We start from the raw sequence: 19806 nt of genomic DNA on the forward strand, positions 1-19806 counted from the left end.
TTATAATTCAATTTTTATTTTTTATAAATTTAAAAATATAACTTTTATATAATTAGCAATTTGTTAATTATTCATTTACTATTTGTTTATTTTTCTCCTACTTTTTCTTATTACTTTTCACAACTTATAATAAAGAAACACCATCTTAAAATTATTAATATTTTAAGATGGTGTTTAAATTAATACAAATTATATATATCGGATAATTCTGCATCTATTTCTTTACTGTTCACTTCGTAAATTTTACTAATATTATCATGTGAACTTTCTAAACAATTATCCGGTAAAATTATTCTAAAGATACTTCCTATTCCTAATTTACTTTCAACAGAAATACTTCCATTATGTAGCTCTATTAGCTTCTTAGCAATACTTAATCCCATTCCACTACCTTCACTCGCTCTTCTCAATGAATTATCAACTTGTAAAAATGGCTCAAATATATTTTCAATCATCTCTTCACTTATACCTATTCCATTATCAATACATTCAATAATTATCATAGAATCTTCACATTTAATATTAATATGTATTTCACTATTATTTGGGCTAAATTTAATAGCATTAGCTAATATATTAGTAATTACTTTAACTATTTTACTTGGATCACAACTTACTATCTTTTCCTCAAATTCTGTATCAAATATTATATTAATATTATTTGAATACTTTGCAATATAGGTTACAATTTCTTCTACCAATTCAACTATATTTATATTTTTGAAATTCATCTCAATATTTTCATAATCTAGTCTTAATGTGTCAATTATATTATTAATAGTTCTATATATCCTCAAACAATTTACCTTTACAGGCTTTTTATATTTACTGTATATGCTTACTAATTGATCTTTATCAGAAATATCTACATTCTCTAATAATTGAATTACTGAAAAAATAACATTTATAGGTGTTATAAATTCATGAGATAAATTTATAATGAAATTATTTTTTATTCTTTCATGTTCTTTAAATTTATCATATTCTAAAAGTAGGTTGTTATATTTATTACTTTCACCTGGATTTCTTGCTAAAATTATCTTGTCCACTTTAGATATTTCTTTATCCTTTATCTTTAAAGTTATAGATTCAATTTCTATAGTTTTTCCTTCATCTATACTTATAGAATATCTTATTTTTTCATTTATTTTTGCTTCAAAATTTTCTCTTTGATCAGGATTACTTACTAAACTAGCATAATTTATTTTCTTTTGTTTAAAATCAATATCTCCAATGTACTTTTTAGCTGTTAGATTTAAAAATATAATATTTCCATCCTTATCAAGAGCTATTATCATCTCTTGTATATCATCTATTATATCCGATAATATTTTTTCATTATTTTTAGTTTCTTGATTTTTACGATACTCTTCAGTTATATCATTAAATTTAAAGGCATAATAAATCTTATTATTAGGTGTATATATTTTTTGACCATAAACTTCAAAAACTCTATCAATATTTTCTACTTCTAAAACCTTCTTTATATCAGTGTTTTCATTTAAAAGCTTAATCAATCCTAAAACACTATATCCACCTTCATATAAACTTCTTCTTATATCATCATACTGCTTTAGTTCATCCTGTGATTTACTTATTGATTCCCTAAATTTTTTATTTGCATAACATAACTCTCCATTGCTATCAAATAGTGCTATTTGTTCACTATAATTAAACTCTGCTAATTTATAAAATATTTTTAACTCAGAGCTTAATTGTACACTTTCTTTTGTTTTCAAAAGAACTTGCATAAAAACTCCACATACTATAAATAAAAATGAAAACTTAGTTAAACCCATGTATAGCTTAAGTATTCCTAAATTATTTTCTGTTGGAAAATTAAATATTCCATATATAATAATAAACTTTCTACTAACTAATAATGAAATGCTTGTAAGCACATAAGAATATAATACATCTAAGTTCTTAATAGCATTTCTAGCTAAAATTATAATTGCTATGAAACTAATAATAACTGATAGAATAATTGCAATTATTATTAAATTCCGATATCCCATAGCTCTATATCTATTTATTAGATATCCTTCTATAGAAATATTAATAATGGTAAATCCTATAACTAAATTTGATACTATTATTTTTTTACCACTTGCAATAAGGCTTTTTATACGATTTATATATAAAATTGATATTAATATTAGCGCTCTTAAAATTGCATTAATTATTCCCAAATTTTCAATTCCAAATATTCTTTCATATATTATACCTATTAATAAATTTAAATATATCAATGAAATAATAAAATACTCATCTTTTTCATTTCCTATGTAATAAATTAAGCACCCTAAATAGGCCATTATGTTTAAAAATATACAAGTAACAATATCATCTGTAGATGCTATAAAACCTTGCCCCGCTATATATTTATATCCAACTTCATAATCTATAAATAAGTAAACAAAAAAGCCAATAACTAATAATGAAGCTAATATAAGTAATACTATTATTTGATTATTCTTTTTCACTACTTCTTCCTTACCTAAATTAAACACACTCTTATCCCCTAGTTCTAATTCTAAAAGCAAATTTTTTCTTGCACATTTAACTTTACATTATTTTCTTTTTATGTTCAAGTATAACATATCACAAAAATAATAGTAATTTTTCATAAATTAATTTATTAATTATATATCTTTTTGCCAAATTTAAAAAATAAAAATACTCCCAAGTAAGTAATACTTCAGTATTACTCTTAGGAGGATTTTGTTACTTAAAATATTCAATTATATTATTTACTATTCTTTCACAAGCTTTTCCATCTCCATATGGATTAGCTGCATGTGCCATTTTTTCATAAGCTTCTTTATCATTAATAAGTTCATTTGCTATATTAAAAATATCATCCTTATTTATACCAGCTAATTTAACTGTGCCAGCCTCAATAGCTTCTGGTCTTTCAGTTTCAGTTCTTAAAACCATAACTGGTTTACCCAGTGCAGGAGCTTCCTCTTGAATTCCTCCTGAATCAGTCATTATAAGATAACATTTAGCCATTAAATTAGCAAAATCAACATACTCTAAAGGTTCAATTAAATGTACTTTATCTTCAATTCCTCTGAACCCTTCAGTTGCAAGTTCCCTTATTAGTGGATTTTTATGCATAGGGAATATAACATTAACATCTTCATTTCTAGCAACCATTTCTCTAACCGCTGCAAAGATTCCCTTCATTGGTTCTCCCCAATTTTCTCTTCTATGCGCAGTTAATAAAATTAATTTCTTATTTTCAAAATCTATCTTATTTAAACTTTCATCTTCAAACTTATGATTTTCATCTATTACACTTAAAAGTGCATCAATTACAGTGTTACCTGTTATATATATATTATTATGTATATTTTCTCTTTCTAAATTTTCCCTATTACTCTTTGTTGCAGCGAAATGTAATGTTGCAATTGCTCCAGTAAGCTTCCTATTTGCTTCTTCTGGAAATGGTGAATATATATCTCCAGTTCTAAGCCCTGCTTCTACATGCCCAATTGGTTTTTGATTATAAAAAGCTGCTAATGCTCCATTTAATGTAGTTGAAGTATCTCCATGAACTAATACTATATCTGGATTACATTCTTTAATTACCTTATCTACTCCAGTTAAAACCTTATTTGAAACATCTACAATTGTTTGTCCATGTGACATTACATTTAAGTCGTATTGTGGCTTTACATTAAATATTTCTAAAACTGCATCTAACATTTCTCTATGCTGACCTGTTGCGCATACTATTGATTCTATTCTTTCATCCTTTTCTAACGTTTTAACTAATGGACACATTTTTATTGCTTCAGGCCTCGTTCCAAATACGCTTAAAACCTTTATCTTACTCAATATCCTTACCTCCTATATTGAATTTATCTCCTTAATTTATTTCATTAATCCTATTTTACATTATTAAGTATACTAATAAAACCTTTTACAAATAAAAATGTTAAGATTAAAACTCTATTCAAAAGATTGATTTTAATCTTAACATCAACTTGCTTAATAATCTTGTATTTAATTAAACTTATTCCTTATCTAAACAATTTGCTATTACAATTAAAGCAACAGGAATAATGTAAGATAACATGCTTATAAATGGACTAATGTATATAAATCTTAATGCAATATTTCCAGTAATAAATATTAATAATGTAAATATCGCAACTACAGCTATTGGGGCTATAATCCTAACAACCTTTTTCAATTTCATAAAGTTCTTAAATGATAATGCTGCTAATGCAATAATTATTAATGGTTCAATTAATGTTAATAAAGAATTTATAAAGAAAAATAATGCTCTAACCCCTTCATCATACCTTATTGAAAGATACATATTTTCAAAGCAATCTGCAAAACCACCAATAGCCAAAACCACCTTAGGAATCAAAAGTGCAATTGCTATTATTGATAAAACATAACTTGCTTCTTTATACTTTCTATCTATTTTAACACCTGTATTTCCATATTGATTAGTTTGATAATTTGAATATAAATTTTCTTGTGAATTATTATTTGAATTCCTATATAAACTATCGCTTACATTCACATTTGTATATGAATTGACTTTCCCTAAATCTAATTGTTCTTGATTATTATTTGGGTTATTTATTTCATTTATATTATTACCTAAATTACTATCATTAGTATAATTCATATTATTTGAATTATTATTATAAGTATTATCATTTTCATTATCTGTTGAATACATTTCAGAAACACACTCTTTGCAATAATATTTATTATTAATTTTTACTGCACACTCTTCACAAATAAGCCTATTACATCTGACACACATTCCTTTTGCTTCTCTATCATGATGTTTTGAACAATTCATATTTTATCAACCCCTATCTCTATCTACATATTTTATCACTCTTCCATAATAGCTTTCAATACACTATTGGAAATTTGAGGTAAATTAATTAGGTTATTTTCTGAAATTTTTTTGAGTTTTTAAAGAATATTGCCCTATTGAATAAAATTTGGTAAATTGCATAGAATATAAAATAAACGAGATGAAAGGATGGTAATTTATAATGACTGATTTTAATTCAAGTAAGACAAAAGAAAATTTACTTAAAGCTTTTGCTGGTGAAAGCCAAGCAAGAAATAGATATACATTTGCTGCTTCTGCTGCTAAAAAGGAAGGCTATTCTATCTTACAAGATTTATTCCTTTATACTGCTAATCAAGAAATTGCTCATGCCAAACAATTTATGGATAAATTAAAAGAATTCTCCGGACAAGAAATAGAAATTACTGCTTCTTATCCTGTTGAAGTTGAAACTAGTACTTTAAAATTATTAAGATTAGCAGAACGTGATGAAAATAACGAAGGCGTAAATGTTTATCCTGAATTTTCTAGAATAGCTAAAGATGAATGTTTCCCTGATATAGCAATATTATTTAGTAATGTTGCTTCTGTAGAAAATGTTCACAGTAAAAGATTTAAGAAATATGCAGATAGACTTGAAAACGGATCATTATTTAAAGATACTGCAACATCAGCTTGGATGTGTACAAATTGCGGATTTATTTATGAAGGTCAAGTAGCTCCTGCTAAATGTCCTGTATGCGCTCATCCACAAGGCTTTTTCATTAAATTTGATGAATCATCTTTTGAAGGTAAATAATTAATTTTAAATATAATATAAAGCCCAAAAATCTTATTTCTTGATATTTTCGGGCTTTTTTTATATCTTAATCTTTAAAGTTCATGACTAGCTTCTAAATTAATATTACATTCTTTTAAATTATTAATTCTCATGAGTTGCTTCCCACTGAATATCACATTCTTCCATATTATTAATTTTATTTAGAACAAATTTATTACACTCATTACTTATTCTTAATTTTGAAGTAAATTCTTTAAAATAATCCACTAATTCTTTTCCTTCTATTTCTGCAGTTATATAATTACTTACCGTTCTACTTAATTCCATTAATATCTTACAACACTTCATATCAGTTTCTTCATCTAAATTTCCTGATGTAACTGCTCTATAAACAATATATCCATAAATAGCTGAAAGCTTTAAGCAATCATCGACTTTTTCATCTCTTTTATCTTTTTTTCTATTTTCTATTTTTTTAATATCTTCTTCACTACATAATTCCTCATCAACTATAAAGTGTATTGCTGCAACTACAAAATCTTTCTTCAAATTATCAGTTAATTTTTCTTCAATATAATTCATAATTATACTATCCATACCTTTCCCCCCTAATCCTTTTATAATGCATACCTAAAAATTATCTTCTTATAAACCCCTATAAAATTTACTATATAAACTAAGTGTTTCTGTACTGCATAAAATCATTTATATGTCCTCATGCAAAAGGAATCATACACAGCTTTATCGTCATTACACTTTTTTTTAAATAAAAAAGCAAGTTGATTCTAGTATTTCTACTATAGAACCACCCTTGCTTCTACTTTTATATATATACTTTTTCGCTTCTTTTATCAATATATTCCAAAGAAATTTTATATGCCTTTTTTTATAATTATTATGCTTTTACTTTATTAAATATAACTTTATTTTTTCCTGTTTGCTTAGCCTCATACAAGCCCTTATCAGCATATTCAAACATTTCAGTTCCACTTTTAACATCTTTAATATACGATGTTACACCTATGCTTACTGTATACCTGATCTCAAACGGCTTGTCTCCTAAAAGTTCATACTTAATTATAGCATTTTTACATTCATCTTTTATCTTATTGGCAATATCTATCACCTCATTTTCAGAGATATTATTATAAACACCAACAAATTCTTCACCGCCATATCGGCTAGCAAAATCAAATTTATTCAATGTCTTCTTTATTACATTCGATAAATGTATTATAACTTTGTCACCAGCTATATGACCATAAGTATCATTTATACTTTTAAAATTATCTATATCAACAACTATTAGATGTAATTTTTCTTGTGGTTTAATTTTATCAATTCTATCATTTAACCTTTCATAAAATGAATTATGATTATAAAGGTTGGTTAAAGAATCTTTTTCTGCTGCAGTTTTCATTATACTTGCTTCTTCACGTAATTTTTCCGCATTTGTATCAAACTCAACATTAATTTTTTTCATAACCAAGCTCCAAATAGCTATAAATACCAGTAATGTTGTGAAAATTATACAATATACCACTGATGAATTATATATCCTATATTCAACTGAAGGAATAACTCCAAATTTAAGTAATATATATCCTAGTATTGAAATCGTACAAGTATACCAACAGAAAAACTTATCTTTATATGCTGAAGTAAATAATATAGGATACATAAGAACTATACACATAAACTCTACTGATGTATGTACCGCAACAGCTACTAAAGTATATCCAACTTCCCCTATAATAAGAAGCATAGTAGTAATGTACTGGTTTACAAACTTGCTTAAAACCTTTGCTATAAAAATAATATAAATCAAGGCAATTCCTTGAAATATTGTTGGTGTTAAAATAATTCCATTAAAATATTGCCTTCTAGAACACCAAACTGTTGGTTTATATAATCTAAATAGCAATAATTCAATAAATATAGTTATTACATAAGTAATAATTCCTACTTTTATAATTTTATCATTCCATTTATCAAAATCTATATAAGTAATATCTTTCTTTTTATTCACTAATTACTCCTACTCAATTCATATTTTTAATCCTACTCTTTATATTTATTAAATGTTAATACTTTAAGTAAATCTCCAAATTTTAATTTGGTAAGATTAGCATACTAAACAACTTAAATAATCTTAATTCCACTAATAAAGAGGATTAATTAAAGAGAGTTAATCTTATTATACTATAAATACGAACTTTGTATATAATTAACTTTTCTTCTATTATTATTGAATATTTACTTATATGAATTTTAACTTACAAAAATTTATATACTTTAGATTATCTATTTTCATACTGATCCTTATTAGGATTTTTTCTATGTGTATCCTCATAATAATTATATTTTTTATTTAACTCACAATTATCATAGTAATCATATTCTTTATACATTTCATCAACTTCATCGTCAAAATCACTTGCAACCTTTAATAATGAATAAATTATAATAACTCCTATACTTGCTCCTAAACCTACCAAAAAATTAATCATCTAATTCACCTCTAACTAAATTATTTATTCGATCTATTTATTGAAAGTCTAGCCATTAAATCATATTATTATTCACACCTAATTAAAAGGTTAATTGAAAAAACAGCGAAGCATAGCTTGTCGCTGTTTTTTCAATCCTTAAATCACCATATAATTGTACTTTTTTATCTTTTCACCTTTAATATCTTAAATTCCTCAAGGGGCTGGAGTTTTTTATTTTATGAAACCGTATTATTTTTGCATAATGATATTTTACTCATGATATTATCAAGGAGTTGTTTTCATTTTCCCCCTGAGGAAAATGTATATTGATGTCTATTTAAGTATATTTTTTTTAGAATATTTAAACAATTACAAATTCTACTAAATATATACAAAAATCACTTATTAAAACACTTTTTATAATTACATTGTAATAATTACTAAAAATACTATATAATAAAATAGCTTATAATAAAAAAGGAGGTTCTTTATAACTATGAGTTTAGAAAAATTTTTAGGAAAAATAGTTAACTGGGCAACTACTGATGGTATAAAGCTAATTATAGGAATATTTTTACTATGGATTGGTTGGAAACTTGCTAAAAAAATAGTTAACATATTAAACAAAGCTCTAGAAAGAAGAAATGTAGATGTAACTATTAGATCATTTTTAGATACATTTTTAGAAGTAATCTTAAAAGGTCTAGTAGTCTTAGTAGTTTTAGAATATGTAGGAATTAAAACAACTGGTGTTGCAGCATTAGTTGCTTCTGCTGGGGTTGCAATTGGGCTTGCTCTTCAAGGAAGTTTATCTAACTTTGCTGGTGGTTTAGTAATTTTATTAATAAGACCTTTCAACGTTGGCGATTATGTTGAAGGTGCTGGACATAATGGTGTTATTGAAAAAATAGGTATGTTCTATACACATATGGTAAGTGTTGATAATAAATTAATACTTGTACCAAATGGAACCTTAGCAAATGGAAGTATAGTAAACTACTCTGCTAAAGAATTAAGAAGAGTTGATTTAACTTTTGGTGTAGGATATGAACAAGATATATTAAAGGTTAAGAGAGTTTTATCTAATATAGTGGAAGCTCATGACTTAATCTTAAAAACACCAGAACCATTTATTGCTCTTTCTAATCATGGTGATAGTGCTATAAACTTTGTAGTAAGAGTTTGGGTTAATAATAGTGATTATTGGAAGGTACATTTTGACTTACTTTAATCTGTAAAAGTTGCCTTTGACAATGAAGATATTAGTATTCCATACCCACAAATGGATTTACATATAAAAAATGAAGGATTATCTAAATAATATTTTTATTATAACACCATCTAGATATGATAATTCCCACTTCATAGTGTCAAACCTATATCTATAACTCTTAAAACCTATCGATATAACTATCTTTACGACTTGAAATTTTTTATATTTTCTGTACATAAAAAATACCTCCAGATAAGACCTAAATATTAAGTCCTACCTGAAGGCACGCATATTTTCTAAATTAGACTTTTTCAAAAGCACTTACTTTAATATTACAAAGCCAGCTAGCACAACTATATAAAATACTTCCTATTACTCCACCAATAAAGTCAATCATAACATCATTAATACTAGCCCCTCTTCCTGGTACAAATAACTGATGAAATTCATCTGTCATTGCATAAAATAAAACTATTAATAATGTAAAAATAACTGCCTTCATTCCTTTAATTTCATGACAGGCCATTGCCCATAATAAAAGTATAGCAAGTACTAAAAACTCAAATGCATGAGCAGATTTCCTAACAAAAACATTAAAATTATTGAAATGCTCATACACAAATGACTTTATCCTATCTCTTACTTTAATAAGCAAATTCTTAATATCACTTTTATCAATACTAATCATTCTATTTTTAAAAATATCATTTGATTCTTGAGTTACTTTATTAATTTTTATCCTATTTGAAGATATGCTTTCCACATTATCTGAATTTATCCAACACAACTCTATACTGTTATAATTTTCACTATTATCATAACTAATAAATATATTACTTATCTCTCCTTCATTACACTCTCCCCAATTAACAGTACTATTTGGAACAATTATTTCTCTTGTACTTTCATTATAAACTATATATCCATTTAAGCTTGAACTATTATTACCATTTATTATTTTACGAATCATATCAAGTGCATTATCTTGAAATTCCTTTATCATATTAAGTACCTTAATACTTTTTTCATTTGACTGATTTCCTGGTTGGCTGGAATTATAAAATATAAATCCCATCCACAATATACATAATACTATACTTAATTTCTTCTTCATACCTGTCCCCCCTTTTAATTAACATAAACCTATAAAATTATACCAATTATTCTTACCAATTTATTCATTAATAAACTATAAACAGTAAAATACTCCTCTTCACCCTACTAACAATAATCAATTCCCCTTTATTATTGTTATGCTTCTCCAATTAGGTGTACTTAAACTCAATAAATTATATTTATATAAAACTAAATAATATCCCAATACTAATATATTTATTTAGTCCCATATAATAGAAATATATGTTTTTGCCCCTGTTGTCAATCTAAATATTAAATTGACAACAGGGGCACTATTTATTATTACCAAGTTTTCTTATCTTCAAAAATATAATCATGTAACTGATTTACAGTTGCTTCTTTGTCAAATACTAAATAATATACTCCATTTATCATTTGACCTTCACAGTACCCATCTCTTGGGAATCTTTCTTGTTCTAAGCTTGTATTTCCTATACTTAATACTTTATTACCTAAATCCATTATTTCACCTACATCAAGACTTGTACTAACCATTGGTAATAAATCATTTAATAATGATGGATAAGATGTTGGTGACATACTTAATATCTTTTCAAATATCTTAGTTAAGACTTCTCTATGTCTTTCAGTTCTCTTATAATCTCCACCAGAAGTATATCTTATTCTGCAATATCCCATTGCTTGAGTACCATCTACATGCTGAAGTCCAGTAGTTGTTATTCCTGGAGAATTTGTTCCATTAACTGAATTTATATCACTTATATAACCATTAATATATTTTAATTCTTCTGAATCTATATCTAATTCTATTCCACCAATTTTGTCTATTATTTTAGGTAATGATGAAAAGTTTACTGCAACAAAATCTTCAATGTTTAAATCAAAGTTTTCATTTAAAGTTTTAATAGCTAATTGAGATTTACCAAATGCATAAGCATGATTTATCTTATCTAATCCATGTCCATCAATATTTACATAAGAATCTCTCATTATTGATGTTAGTTTTAACTTCTTATTATGTGTATCTATAGTTGCTATCATTATAGAGTCTGATCTACCAATACCATCTTCTCCAGCATCTATCCCAAATAAAGCTATGTTTGTTACCTTATCATCATATACAGATAATTTTTCTTGAACCTCTTCTGTAATTCCAACATTATCTTTATCTATTTCTACCTTTTCCATCTTATTAAATAATGAATTTGCATAAATAAATGCTCCTCCAACTGCCCCTAAAACAACAACTAAAATAATTGCCAATATCCATAATACAATCTTTTTGCTTTTATTCTTTTTCATTACTCTACTCCTTATATAACTAATTATAAGTTTATAAATAATTAATACCTACTTGTTTATATTATTATACAAAATTAAATTTACAATCCTTAAACTTATCTAAAACAATAATATTACATCTATTACTTATATACAAGTTTGAAATTGCTACTTCCATATTCTTATGTAAATCTTCTTCATCATTTTCTATGGTTAAATGCTTAGTCATTTCATCATAATTAAATTTCCCTAGAAGAAAATAATTCTTCTAGGGAAATAAAAGAAATTATATTATAGTTTTTAAATACTCTATAAATCCATCCCTTAATTCTTCTTTTCTAAGTGCATATTCTACAGTTGCTTGAAGGAATCCTAATTTGTCCCCAACATCATATCTTCTTCCTTCAAAATCATATGCATACATTGCTTCATGTTTAATAAGTTCAAGTAATGCATCAGTAAGTTGAATTTCATTCCCCTTACCTGGTTTAGTATTTTCTAATATTTCAAATATTTTTGGTGTAATTATGTATCTACCTAAGATAGCAACATTAGAAGGTGCTTCTTCTACTGCTGGCTTTTCTACTAAGTCTTTTACTTTATATACTCTATCTTCTATATGTATTCCACCAACTATTCCATATTTATTTACATCTTGAGGTGCTACAGTTTGAACTCCTAAAACTGAAGTTTTGTATTCTGCATAACAATCAACAAGTTGCTTTAAGCATGGTTTGTTATCATTATAAACAACGTCATCTCCAAGAAGTACTGCAAATGGCTCATCTCCTACAAAGGTCTTTGCACAAAGTATAGCATGTCCTAATCCTCTTGGTTCTTTTTGTCTTATGAAATGGATATTTACCATATCAGATATTTCTCTAACCATTTCAAGCATTTCTTGCTTTCCTGCTTTTTCAAGTTCCATTTCTAATTCAACACTTCTATCAAAATGATCTTCTATACTCTTTTTATTTCTTCCTGTTATTATAAGAATTTCTTCTATTCCTGATGCAACACATTCTTCTATAATGTATTGTAAAGTAGGTTTATCAACTATTGGTAACATTTCCTTTGGTTGTGCTTTTGTTGCTGGTAAAAACCTAGTTCCCAGACCAGCTGCTGGTATTATTGCTTTTCTTATTCTCTTTTCCATCACTATTATCCCTTTATATATTAATTTTTATTTTCTCTTAAAAACATATATAATTATATCACTTTAATAATTACCTATGTTGTCCATTTTTGCGACTAGTTTCAACATTTGCAATATATTTTAACTATTTTTCATAATTAATTATAATAATACTAGAATTATTCTCCATATCCTATGTTGAAAAATCTACAATATTCGTAGATAATACATTTACCCTTAATTGTTAAATATAGTAAATTACCTTTATTTGTTATATAATTTTATTATAATTAAGTCTTGTGACAAATAAAGGAGCGATATTTTATGAAGAACTTTCTTTTAGTGACTTTAAAATTTTTAAGTTGGCTTTGGACTTTATTTATGATTTTCATGATATTCTTTACAATATATATGTCACTTTATTTAAATCCGAAAGAAAAAATATCAATTTTAGTATATTTCATATTTGCTTTATCAGCATTACCTTCAATAATATTTTTATTTTATAGACATAAAATTGAAGCTGCTGCTAAATTAGAAGATCCCCCCTTAAATATAGATAAATATCTTAATAATAAGAATTCTAACTTTTAAGAATTCTTATTACTAAGATTTTTTGAACATTTAATGTAAAAATACTAATTATATATATCTGATAACTCAATCTCCGTATTAGCTTCATTAAACTTATATATATTCATTATAGAATTATCTAATAATGTATTTGGTAATTTAACCTCAAAAACACTACCTTGATTTAATATACTATTTACAGAAATACTACCACCATGAACTTCAACCATAGATTTTACTATACTTAGCCCTATTCCACTTCCCTCATTCAATCTTCTCAAAGAATTATCTAGCCTTAAAAATCTATCAAATATTTTATCTTTCATTTCCAAAGGAATACCTATTCCGTTATCTTCAAACAATATTTTTATCCATTTCTCCTCTAAAATAATATCTATTTTTATAATTCCACCATACTTACTATATTTAGTATATTTAATAGAATTAGATATCAAGTTTAATACTATTTTTTCAATCATACTTGGATCACATTTAATATAATGCTCCTCTACATTTGTATCAAATTCAATACTTATATTTTTAGATTTCGCAAAGGATACTGTTGACATTGCTATATCTTCTACTAAAGAAACTATTTCATAATTTCCAAAATCAGCTCTAAATTCTCCAGTATCTATTCTCGTTGTATCTACTATATTATTTATAATCCTTAGCATTCTTTTGCTATTTACTTTTAAAGAACTACTATATTGCTCATTTCAAGCTTTTTTCACAATTTTTACATAATTTTAACATTACAAAAATATTCTTCAAAATAAAAAAAAGAAACAAGCATTAGCTTGCCTCTGTAAAGTTTTTTACTTTTAAATTAGTTTGTCCCGCGATTTTCTTCCAATTATAATAACCATATAAAGAATTCAATAAATTAGTAAGTTTCATAACTATTATAATAAGTGCACTCTTATCACCAGATACATATACCATTATCCACATTACTATTGATAAAGCATTTACCCCAACCCACATTAACCATTGCTCAGAAAATCTCATTAAATAAAGAATACTAGCTACAACAGAAACCACAGTTGTTAAAGAATCCATAAATGCTAAATTTCCACCTAATAGATTTAATACCTTAGCATATAAGAATACACAGACTAATGTACCAGCAAAAGATAATACTATTAACTTACCAGACATAACCTTAAAACGTATTGTCCCATCATCATCTTTATTTTTATTCCATAAATATATAGCTATGGCACTAACAGGAATACTAAATAACATATTATACATTACTTCTCCATAAAGCTTTACTCCCATACATTGATATGAATATAATAAACAATTAATAATTGCAAAATATAATCCTGCTATCTTTCCTTTTGCACCTAAAACTAAATTAAGACTACCAGTTAAAGTTAATGCTAATAAAAATGGTGTATCTCCATTTAAGTACCAAATAACCGTCATAATTGTACATACTGTTATTAGCCATAACTTTTCAAACATCGTCCAATCTGTGAAATAATTTTTAATTTTATCCATAATAATAGTCCCCCTCTTTATACTTTAAATTTATCAAAACATTCCTTACTCAGCTTAGCCCCTTGTATTTGCACTACTTCTGCCGCTATCTTATTTGCTAATTTACATACAGACACAAAATTATATCCAACATTATTTTCTAAACACTCCGCCTGTGAGTTATCTAAAGAAATATTCCTTGAATCCTTGGAATAAAGCTTACTTGAATCAACTAAAGAAAATCCATTAGTTGCGCCTAAAGAATATGCTGAAATAATTGCACCAATATGACTATCACCAGCTCCTATTGTATCTACAACATTCACAGTTTCACCCTTTATATATACAATTTCTTTCCCATCATAAAATACTGTTCCTCTTTCACCAACTGTTACAAATACAATATTTTTAGTTAATTCATATAAAGATAAAATGCTCTCCTCCACATTATCCTTTTTAGTAAAATCCAAAGCTTCCTTTTCATTAAGATGTAATATTGGATTAGTTGAAAATATCTTTTTCATTGTATTTTTATCTATATCATTAATAACTGGACCTGGTGCAAAAAATATATTCTTGTCCTTTTGCTCTATTAACCAATTTGCTATTATGTCATCCTTATCTTCACAAACCTGATACCCAGCTACATATATATTTTCATATTCATTCATATTTAAGCTATTAAACCATTCTTTTTTATGAAGCCCTTCAATGCCCTTAACAGTAATAAATGTTCTTTCACCATCATCTTCTACTAAACATAAACAATATCCATTGTCCATTTCTGAATCACTTATTAAAACATCATATCCATCTTCATTTAATCCTTTTCTTATTATATCTGCATACATTCCAGAGCCTATTGGCACAAATAAATCATGATCCACATTAAAGCCTCTCAATATATTTGCAACATTATAAGCACATCCACCTACAGTTAATTTTCTTTCAGTACATAAAACATCCTCACCACTTTTCGGTAGTTTAGGTATTTTCATAATAATATCTACTATGGCAGCTCCAAGTACTAAAGTTTTCACTTAATGCAACTCCTTCCTTCCATTAAGATAGAAATATATCTATCAAAATCAACATCATTTGCTTCGTTTAAGACTTCAATATACTCTTTCTTTATAGAATCTATTCCCTTAAAAGCTCCACAAATTGCAGTTGCCATTGCTCCAATAGTATCAGTATCTCCAGCTAAATTTGCACAAAGCACCGCACACTTATTAGGGTCTTGTGCATAATAAGCTATAGAAATTGCAGCTGGAACAGACTCGCTAATATTTACACCAGCTCCAACTATGTCATATAGTTTTTCTAAAAATAAATCTTCATCATCCTTATATTTATTAGCTAAATAAATACCTAATTTTATTCTTTCTGTTAATGATGGACTAAATGTTTCTGCACCTAACTTTCTAGCAATAGGCTCCATTTCAAAAACATCTTTTAGGACAGCTTCAAAGTCAGTATTTTCGATAGCTGAACTAACAGCTATTGCTATCATCGCCGCTCCTGCAATTGATATATCACTAGTATGAGTTACTTCTGAAACTCCATAAACAAAGTTAGCTATCCTTTCTTTATCAGCAGCATTAAAAAGACATCCTATTGGTGCAATTCTCATAGCTGATCCATTTGATAAAGCCTTATCTGTAACTGCTTTTGAATCTATCCCATCTCTAAAATTAGCTAATGCAACCTTTGAAGTAGGTCCTAAAATATTATTTTCAAATGCCTTTTCTTTTTCAGCCCATTTTAAAAGTCTTTCTGCAATATCTTTAGAATTAGGTTTAAAGTTTGTACTATTTAATGAATCTACTAAAACAAGTGCTTGTCCTGTATCATCTGTAAATTGTCCTCTTTTATAATTGCAAGCTACACTATTTTCTTTAGGTCCATCTAACAAGCTTTCAATCTTTCCAAAAAATTTTCTTACTTTATCTCGCCCCCATAGTTCTGAAGGCATTCCCATGGAATCCCCTAGTGCCATTCCATATATAGCTCCTGCAATTTTATTTCTCACTATTATCACTCCTGTATCCGCCACCTTTATTGAATTTATATCCAATTGTGTAACATTTCTTTTGTTTCAATTGTATATACACTTGTATTGTTGTGTCAATATATAATTAATCTTTTTAATTAGGAAATATAAATCAATATTTTAGAAACTTAATGCTATATTATTAAACTAAAAATTTTGTAATAATATATATGAAAACTGAGAAATCGATTTCTATTCAATGTTTAATTAAACAGGTATTTAAGGATATTATTAAGAAATATAGAGGTGAGAGTGTGAATACGCTAATAGATAATAAAAAAATTGATAAAAATGATAATGTTTCTATAAAGACTTTACTTACTTATAGTTCAGGAAGCTTAGGCAATAATATAATATATTCATTAATTAGTTCCTACCTTCTAATTTTTTTAACTGATAATTTTGGAGTAGGTGCAGCTGCTGTAGGTACATTATTTTTAGTAGCAAGAATTATAGATGCTATAACAGATCCTATCATGGGGGTTATAGTTGATAATACAAACACTAAACTTGGTAAAAGTAGACCTTATTTATTTATAGTTCCTATTTTTGTTGGACTTGCAACAATAATGTGCTTTTCATCACCAAACTTAACTTATAGTAATAAAATTATCTGGATATATGTAGCATATATCTTCTGGGGAATATCTTTTACTGCTATGGACATACCATATTGGTCACTATCTGCAAATCTTACAAGATCCTCTGAAGGAAAAACTAAGATTGTTACATCTGCAAGAACAGTTGCATATGTTGGTGGATTTATAATTTCTACACTTACTATTCCACTTGTATCAATTCTTAAAAACTGGACAACAGTAGCAATAATTTATGTTTGTTTTGCAACCATACTTACTTGGATTACAGCTTTAGGAACTAAAGAAATTAGTAGCACTTCTACTAAAAAAGAAAAACAAGGCTTTAAACAATTTATAGAATTATTAAAGACAAATAAACCTTTAAGAATAGTATTATTATCAATGCTAGTACTAGAATTAAGTGGCTCAATAAAAAATACAATATCTATATATTATATTAAATATAACTTTAATTCAGAAATGATGATTCCTGTTGTAACTTCAATTACTTTAGTAGCAAGTATATTAGGGGGATTAATATCTCCATATTTAACAAAAAAACTTGGAAAAAGAAATACAGCTCTTTTAGGATTATTAGTTGGTGCTACTGGATCACTTTTAATATTTTTACTATCATATTCTTCTTTATATGCAATGATAGCTATAAATTTCATATGTGGAATTTTTGATGGAGCTGGATATATTACATTAACTTCAATGGTTACTGACTGTGTTGAATATGGTGAATGGAAAACAGGAAAAAGATCAGAAGGTATGATATTTTCCCTAAATATCTTTAAAAGTAAAATTTCAAATGCAATTGGAGGTTCTTTATGTGGATACATTCTAGCGTATATTGGCTATAAAGCAAATTCTACTCAATCTACATTCACATTAAATGGAATACACATAATTCAAACTTTGGTTCCATGTATAATTATAATAACAAGCTTCTTATTATTAAGAAAATACAATTTATCAGAAGCAGAATATGATGCAATAGTTGATGATTTAAAACATGGAATTACAAGATTGAGTAACTAAATAGAATTAAAAAAGTATATTAAAATAAATTTTTATACTCACTATATTAAAAGGAGTATTTAGGTTGAATTCATCAATTCAATTTAAATACTCCTTCTTATACTTATATTTTCTTCTAAACTACTCGTAAATATCTAAAATTAACTTTTAAATTTAAAGTAATCATCAAATAATTTATAACTATTTATTATCACTCGTTTGATTATTTCTATAATTCAATGGCGACATTGAAAAATACTTTGAAAATGTTTTTGAAAATAATAAGGAATCACTATATCCAACTTTGCTTGCAACTTCTCCTATTGGAATTCTAGTGCCTTTTAATAATAATGTTGCTTTATACATTCTAAGATTTATAAGATATTTCTGTGGAGAAACTTTAAGGTTTTTCATAAACATTTTATATAAATAACTTCTGCTTAAATTTATATGTTCAGCAATATCATTAACAGTTATACTATTCATATAATTAGAATTAATAAAGTCAATTGCTTCTTGAATATATGTATGTAATTCTTTATCCTTATACTCAAAAGCCTTTGGAAACTCCTCTATAAATGCATATAATAATGAATAAAGTTCCTTTAATAATAATATATCATCAGAACGTGAAGGATTATAAGTTTTTGATATTTCACACATATTTGATATTATATCTGGAATTTTTGAATCTCCTTTACACTTAGCAGCATAAGAATCAATTATAGATGTCCTATTTAAATATTCATTAGCATTTGAACCACTAAAACCTATCCAATAATATTCCCATGGATCATCTATAGATGCTATATATTCAACTTTCATTCCTTTCAATAATATAAATACATCACCCTGTTTTAGGTTGTATACCTTATCATTAAATTTAAATGTACCATTCCCCTTACTTATATAATGTATAACTGCATTTTTTAACACTTCATATTTATAGCCAAAGCCTGGAATGCCTTGCTCTATCCCACACTCATCTACATTCATTTCAAAATTTTCTTTAGTATATTTTTTCCATAGTATTTGCATATATACCTCCCAAACCTATAAAACTAATTGATTTTATATTAAGTCTTTTCTCAATCTCATTTATAAAAGTTTAATAAGGCCCCTATTATTAACCACAAAATTATAATGGAAACATTATACCATATTTTAGAACCTTATAACTATTTCAAAAGATTAATCTGGATATTAATATTAAATTACAAGAAAAAATACTAAAAAAAATACTTATATATAATTATG

20 protein-coding genes are annotated in these 19806 nt (G+C 26.3%); 4 read left to right on the top strand and 16 right to left on the bottom strand.

The features are described from left to right. Nucleotides 1–179: 179 nt before the first annotated feature. From ABUA17_RS07425 to ABUA17_RS07435, 3 genes are all read right to left on the bottom strand, one after another. Nucleotides 180–2513: a sensor histidine kinase gene (locus ABUA17_RS07425; RefSeq protein WP_055277251.1), complete on the bottom strand. Its 2334-nt coding sequence runs from the start codon at nt 2511–2513 to the stop codon at nt 180–182. Between the two features lie 214 nt (nt 2514–2727). Then, entirely contained in the window at nt 2728–3846 is a 1119-nt protein-coding gene (wecB, locus tag ABUA17_RS07430; protein WP_055277253.1) for a non-hydrolyzing UDP-N-acetylglucosamine 2-epimerase, read from the bottom strand. Nucleotides 3847–4024: 178 nt separating this feature from the next. Continuing rightward, nucleotides 4025–4834, bottom strand: a complete 810-nt coding sequence (locus ABUA17_RS07435) for a B-box zinc finger protein (RefSeq protein WP_042401126.1) — start codon at nt 4832–4834, stop codon at nt 4025–4027. A 202-nt stretch (nt 4835–5036) separates the two neighbouring features. Here ABUA17_RS07435 and rbr point away from each other — a divergent pair, with 202 nt between their 5' ends. Beyond that, nucleotides 5037–5633, top strand: a complete 597-nt coding sequence (gene rbr / locus ABUA17_RS07440; RefSeq protein ID WP_055277254.1) for a rubrerythrin — start codon at nt 5037–5039, stop codon at nt 5631–5633. A 123-nt stretch (nt 5634–5756) separates the two neighbouring features. Here the strand turns inward: rbr and ABUA17_RS07445 are convergent, their stop codons facing one another. The 3 genes from ABUA17_RS07445 to ABUA17_RS07455 all read right to left on the bottom strand — a co-directional run bounded on the left by ABUA17_RS07445 (nt 5757) and on the right by ABUA17_RS07455 (nt 8125). Next, complete coding sequence (locus ABUA17_RS07445; RefSeq protein WP_055277257.1) at nt 5757–6212, bottom strand: hypothetical protein; 456 nt, start codon at nt 6210–6212, stop codon at nt 5757–5759. A 298-nt stretch (nt 6213–6510) separates the two neighbouring features. Continuing rightward, nucleotides 6511–7644 (bottom strand): GGDEF domain-containing protein, encoded by a 1134-nt coding sequence (locus tag ABUA17_RS07450; protein ID WP_055277856.1) that lies wholly within the window; start codon nt 7642–7644, stop codon nt 6511–6513. A gap of 271 nt (nt 7645–7915) precedes the next feature. Beyond that, complete coding sequence (locus ABUA17_RS07455) at nt 7916–8125, bottom strand: hypothetical protein (RefSeq protein WP_042401115.1); 210 nt, start codon at nt 8123–8125, stop codon at nt 7916–7918. Between the two features lie 478 nt (nt 8126–8603). On the opposite strand from ABUA17_RS07455, the gene ABUA17_RS07460 reads away from it, so the two are divergent. Continuing rightward, on the top strand, nt 8604–9338 hold the full coding sequence (locus tag ABUA17_RS07460; RefSeq protein WP_349817976.1) for a mechanosensitive ion channel family protein: 735 nt from the start codon (nt 8604–8606) through the stop codon (nt 9336–9338). Between the two features lie 78 nt (nt 9339–9416). Here ABUA17_RS07460 and ABUA17_RS07465 read toward each other — a convergent pair whose 3' ends face one another. The 5 genes from ABUA17_RS07465 to galU all read right to left on the bottom strand — a co-directional run bounded on the left by ABUA17_RS07465 (nt 9417) and on the right by galU (nt 12855). Next, a complete protein-coding gene (locus ABUA17_RS07465; protein ID WP_349817975.1) occupies nt 9417–9557 on the bottom strand; it encodes a hypothetical protein in 141 nt (46 codons plus the stop codon). A gap of 64 nt (nt 9558–9621) precedes the next feature. Further along, nucleotides 9622–10434, bottom strand: coding sequence for a VanZ family protein (locus ABUA17_RS07470; RefSeq protein ID WP_055277857.1), 813 nt, complete (start codon nt 10432–10434; stop codon nt 9622–9624). 305 nt (nt 10435–10739) lie between these two features. After that, nucleotides 10740–11720 carry an LCP family protein gene (locus ABUA17_RS07475; RefSeq protein WP_055277858.1) on the bottom strand — a complete coding sequence of 327 codons (981 nt, stop codon included), beginning with the start codon at nt 11718–11720 and terminating at the stop codon, nt 10740–10742. 64 nt (nt 11721–11784) lie between these two features. After that, the gene (locus ABUA17_RS07480) at nt 11785–11928 is read right to left on the bottom strand and encodes a hypothetical protein (RefSeq protein WP_156327491.1); all 144 of its coding nucleotides are present in this window, start codon (nt 11926–11928) and stop codon (nt 11785–11787) included. Nucleotides 11929–11985: 57 nt separating this feature from the next. Beyond that, on the bottom strand, nt 11986–12855 hold the full coding sequence (gene galU / locus ABUA17_RS07485) for a UTP--glucose-1-phosphate uridylyltransferase GalU (protein ID WP_042401106.1): 870 nt from the start codon (nt 12853–12855) through the stop codon (nt 11986–11988). Nucleotides 12856–13158: 303 nt separating this feature from the next. Here galU and ABUA17_RS07490 point away from each other — a divergent pair, with 303 nt between their 5' ends. After that, a complete protein-coding gene (locus ABUA17_RS07490) occupies nt 13159–13428 on the top strand; it encodes a hypothetical protein (RefSeq protein WP_055277859.1) in 270 nt (89 codons plus the stop codon). 44 nt (nt 13429–13472) lie between these two features. Here the strand turns inward: ABUA17_RS07490 and ABUA17_RS07495 are convergent, their stop codons facing one another. From ABUA17_RS07495 to ABUA17_RS07510, 4 genes are all read right to left on the bottom strand, one after another. Next, the gene (locus ABUA17_RS07495; protein WP_055277860.1) at nt 13473–14084 is read right to left on the bottom strand and encodes a sensor histidine kinase; all 612 of its coding nucleotides are present in this window, start codon (nt 14082–14084) and stop codon (nt 13473–13475) included. Between the two features lie 118 nt (nt 14085–14202). Further along, nucleotides 14203–14916, bottom strand: coding sequence for a nicotinamide riboside transporter PnuC (pnuC, locus tag ABUA17_RS07500; protein ID WP_055277861.1), 714 nt, complete (start codon nt 14914–14916; stop codon nt 14203–14205). A gap of 17 nt (nt 14917–14933) precedes the next feature. After that, a complete protein-coding gene (locus ABUA17_RS07505) occupies nt 14934–15935 on the bottom strand; it encodes a PfkB family carbohydrate kinase (RefSeq protein WP_055277862.1) in 1002 nt (333 codons plus the stop codon). Next, a complete protein-coding gene (locus ABUA17_RS07510; protein ID WP_055277863.1) occupies nt 15932–16927 on the bottom strand; it encodes an ADP-ribosylglycohydrolase family protein in 996 nt (331 codons plus the stop codon). The genes ABUA17_RS07505 and ABUA17_RS07510 overlap by 4 nt, the downstream gene beginning before the upstream one ends. 275 nt (nt 16928–17202) lie before the next feature. Between ABUA17_RS07510 and ABUA17_RS07515 the strand changes: the two genes are divergently transcribed. Beyond that, the gene (locus ABUA17_RS07515) at nt 17203–18570 is read left to right on the top strand and encodes an MFS transporter (RefSeq protein ID WP_055277864.1); all 1368 of its coding nucleotides are present in this window, start codon (nt 17203–17205) and stop codon (nt 18568–18570) included. 180 nt (nt 18571–18750) lie between these two features. On the opposite strand, the gene ABUA17_RS07520 is transcribed toward ABUA17_RS07515, so the two are convergent. Beyond that, entirely contained in the window at nt 18751–19587 is an 837-nt protein-coding gene (locus tag ABUA17_RS07520; RefSeq protein WP_055277865.1) for an AraC family transcriptional regulator, read from the bottom strand. Nucleotides 19588–19806: the final 219 nt, after the last annotated feature.

The organism is Clostridium sp. RTP31139st1_H3_RTP31139_211217, assembly GCF_040227035.1.
In the GTDB taxonomy this organism is placed as follows: domain Bacteria; phylum Bacillota; class Clostridia; order Clostridiales; family Clostridiaceae; genus Clostridium; species Clostridium saudiense.

Bases quoted from the DNA above. Each gene is read 5' to 3' on its own strand.
- ABUA17_RS07495 (WP_055277860.1), bottom strand. From the start codon at position 14,084: ATGCTAAGGATTATAAATAATATAGTAGATACAACGAGAATAGATACT.
- ABUA17_RS07490 (WP_055277859.1), top strand. From the start codon at position 13,159: ATGAAGAACTTTCTTTTAGTGACTTTAAAATTTTTAAGTTGGCTTTGG.
- ABUA17_RS07460 (WP_349817976.1), top strand. From the start codon at position 8,604: ATGAGTTTAGAAAAATTTTTAGGAAAAATAGTTAACTGGGCAACTACT.
- rbr (WP_055277254.1), top strand. From the start codon at position 5,037: ATGACTGATTTTAATTCAAGTAAGACAAAAGAAAATTTACTTAAAGCT.
- pnuC (WP_055277861.1), bottom strand. From the start codon at position 14,916: ATGGATAAAATTAAAAATTATTTCACAGATTGGACGATGTTTGAAAAG.
- ABUA17_RS07480 (WP_156327491.1), bottom strand. From the start codon at position 11,928: ATGACTAAGCATTTAACCATAGAAAATGATGAAGAAGATTTACATAAG.
- ABUA17_RS07465 (WP_349817975.1), bottom strand. From the start codon at position 9,557: ATGTACAGAAAATATAAAAAATTTCAAGTCGTAAAGATAGTTATATCG.
- ABUA17_RS07445 (WP_055277257.1), bottom strand. From the start codon at position 6,212: ATGGATAGTATAATTATGAATTATATTGAAGAAAAATTAACTGATAAT.
- ABUA17_RS07470 (WP_055277857.1), bottom strand. From the start codon at position 10,434: ATGAAGAAGAAATTAAGTATAGTATTATGTATATTGTGGATGGGATTT.
- ABUA17_RS07435 (WP_042401126.1), bottom strand. From the start codon at position 4,834: ATGAATTGTTCAAAACATCATGATAGAGAAGCAAAAGGAATGTGTGTC.
- ABUA17_RS07475 (WP_055277858.1), bottom strand. From the start codon at position 11,720: ATGAAAAAGAATAAAAGCAAAAAGATTGTATTATGGATATTGGCAATT.
- galU (WP_042401106.1), bottom strand. From the start codon at position 12,855: ATGGAAAAGAGAATAAGAAAAGCAATAATACCAGCAGCTGGTCTGGGA.
- ABUA17_RS07520 (WP_055277865.1), bottom strand. From the start codon at position 19,587: ATGCAAATACTATGGAAAAAATATACTAAAGAAAATTTTGAAATGAAT.
- ABUA17_RS07455 (WP_042401115.1), bottom strand. From the start codon at position 8,125: ATGATTAATTTTTTGGTAGGTTTAGGAGCAAGTATAGGAGTTATTATA.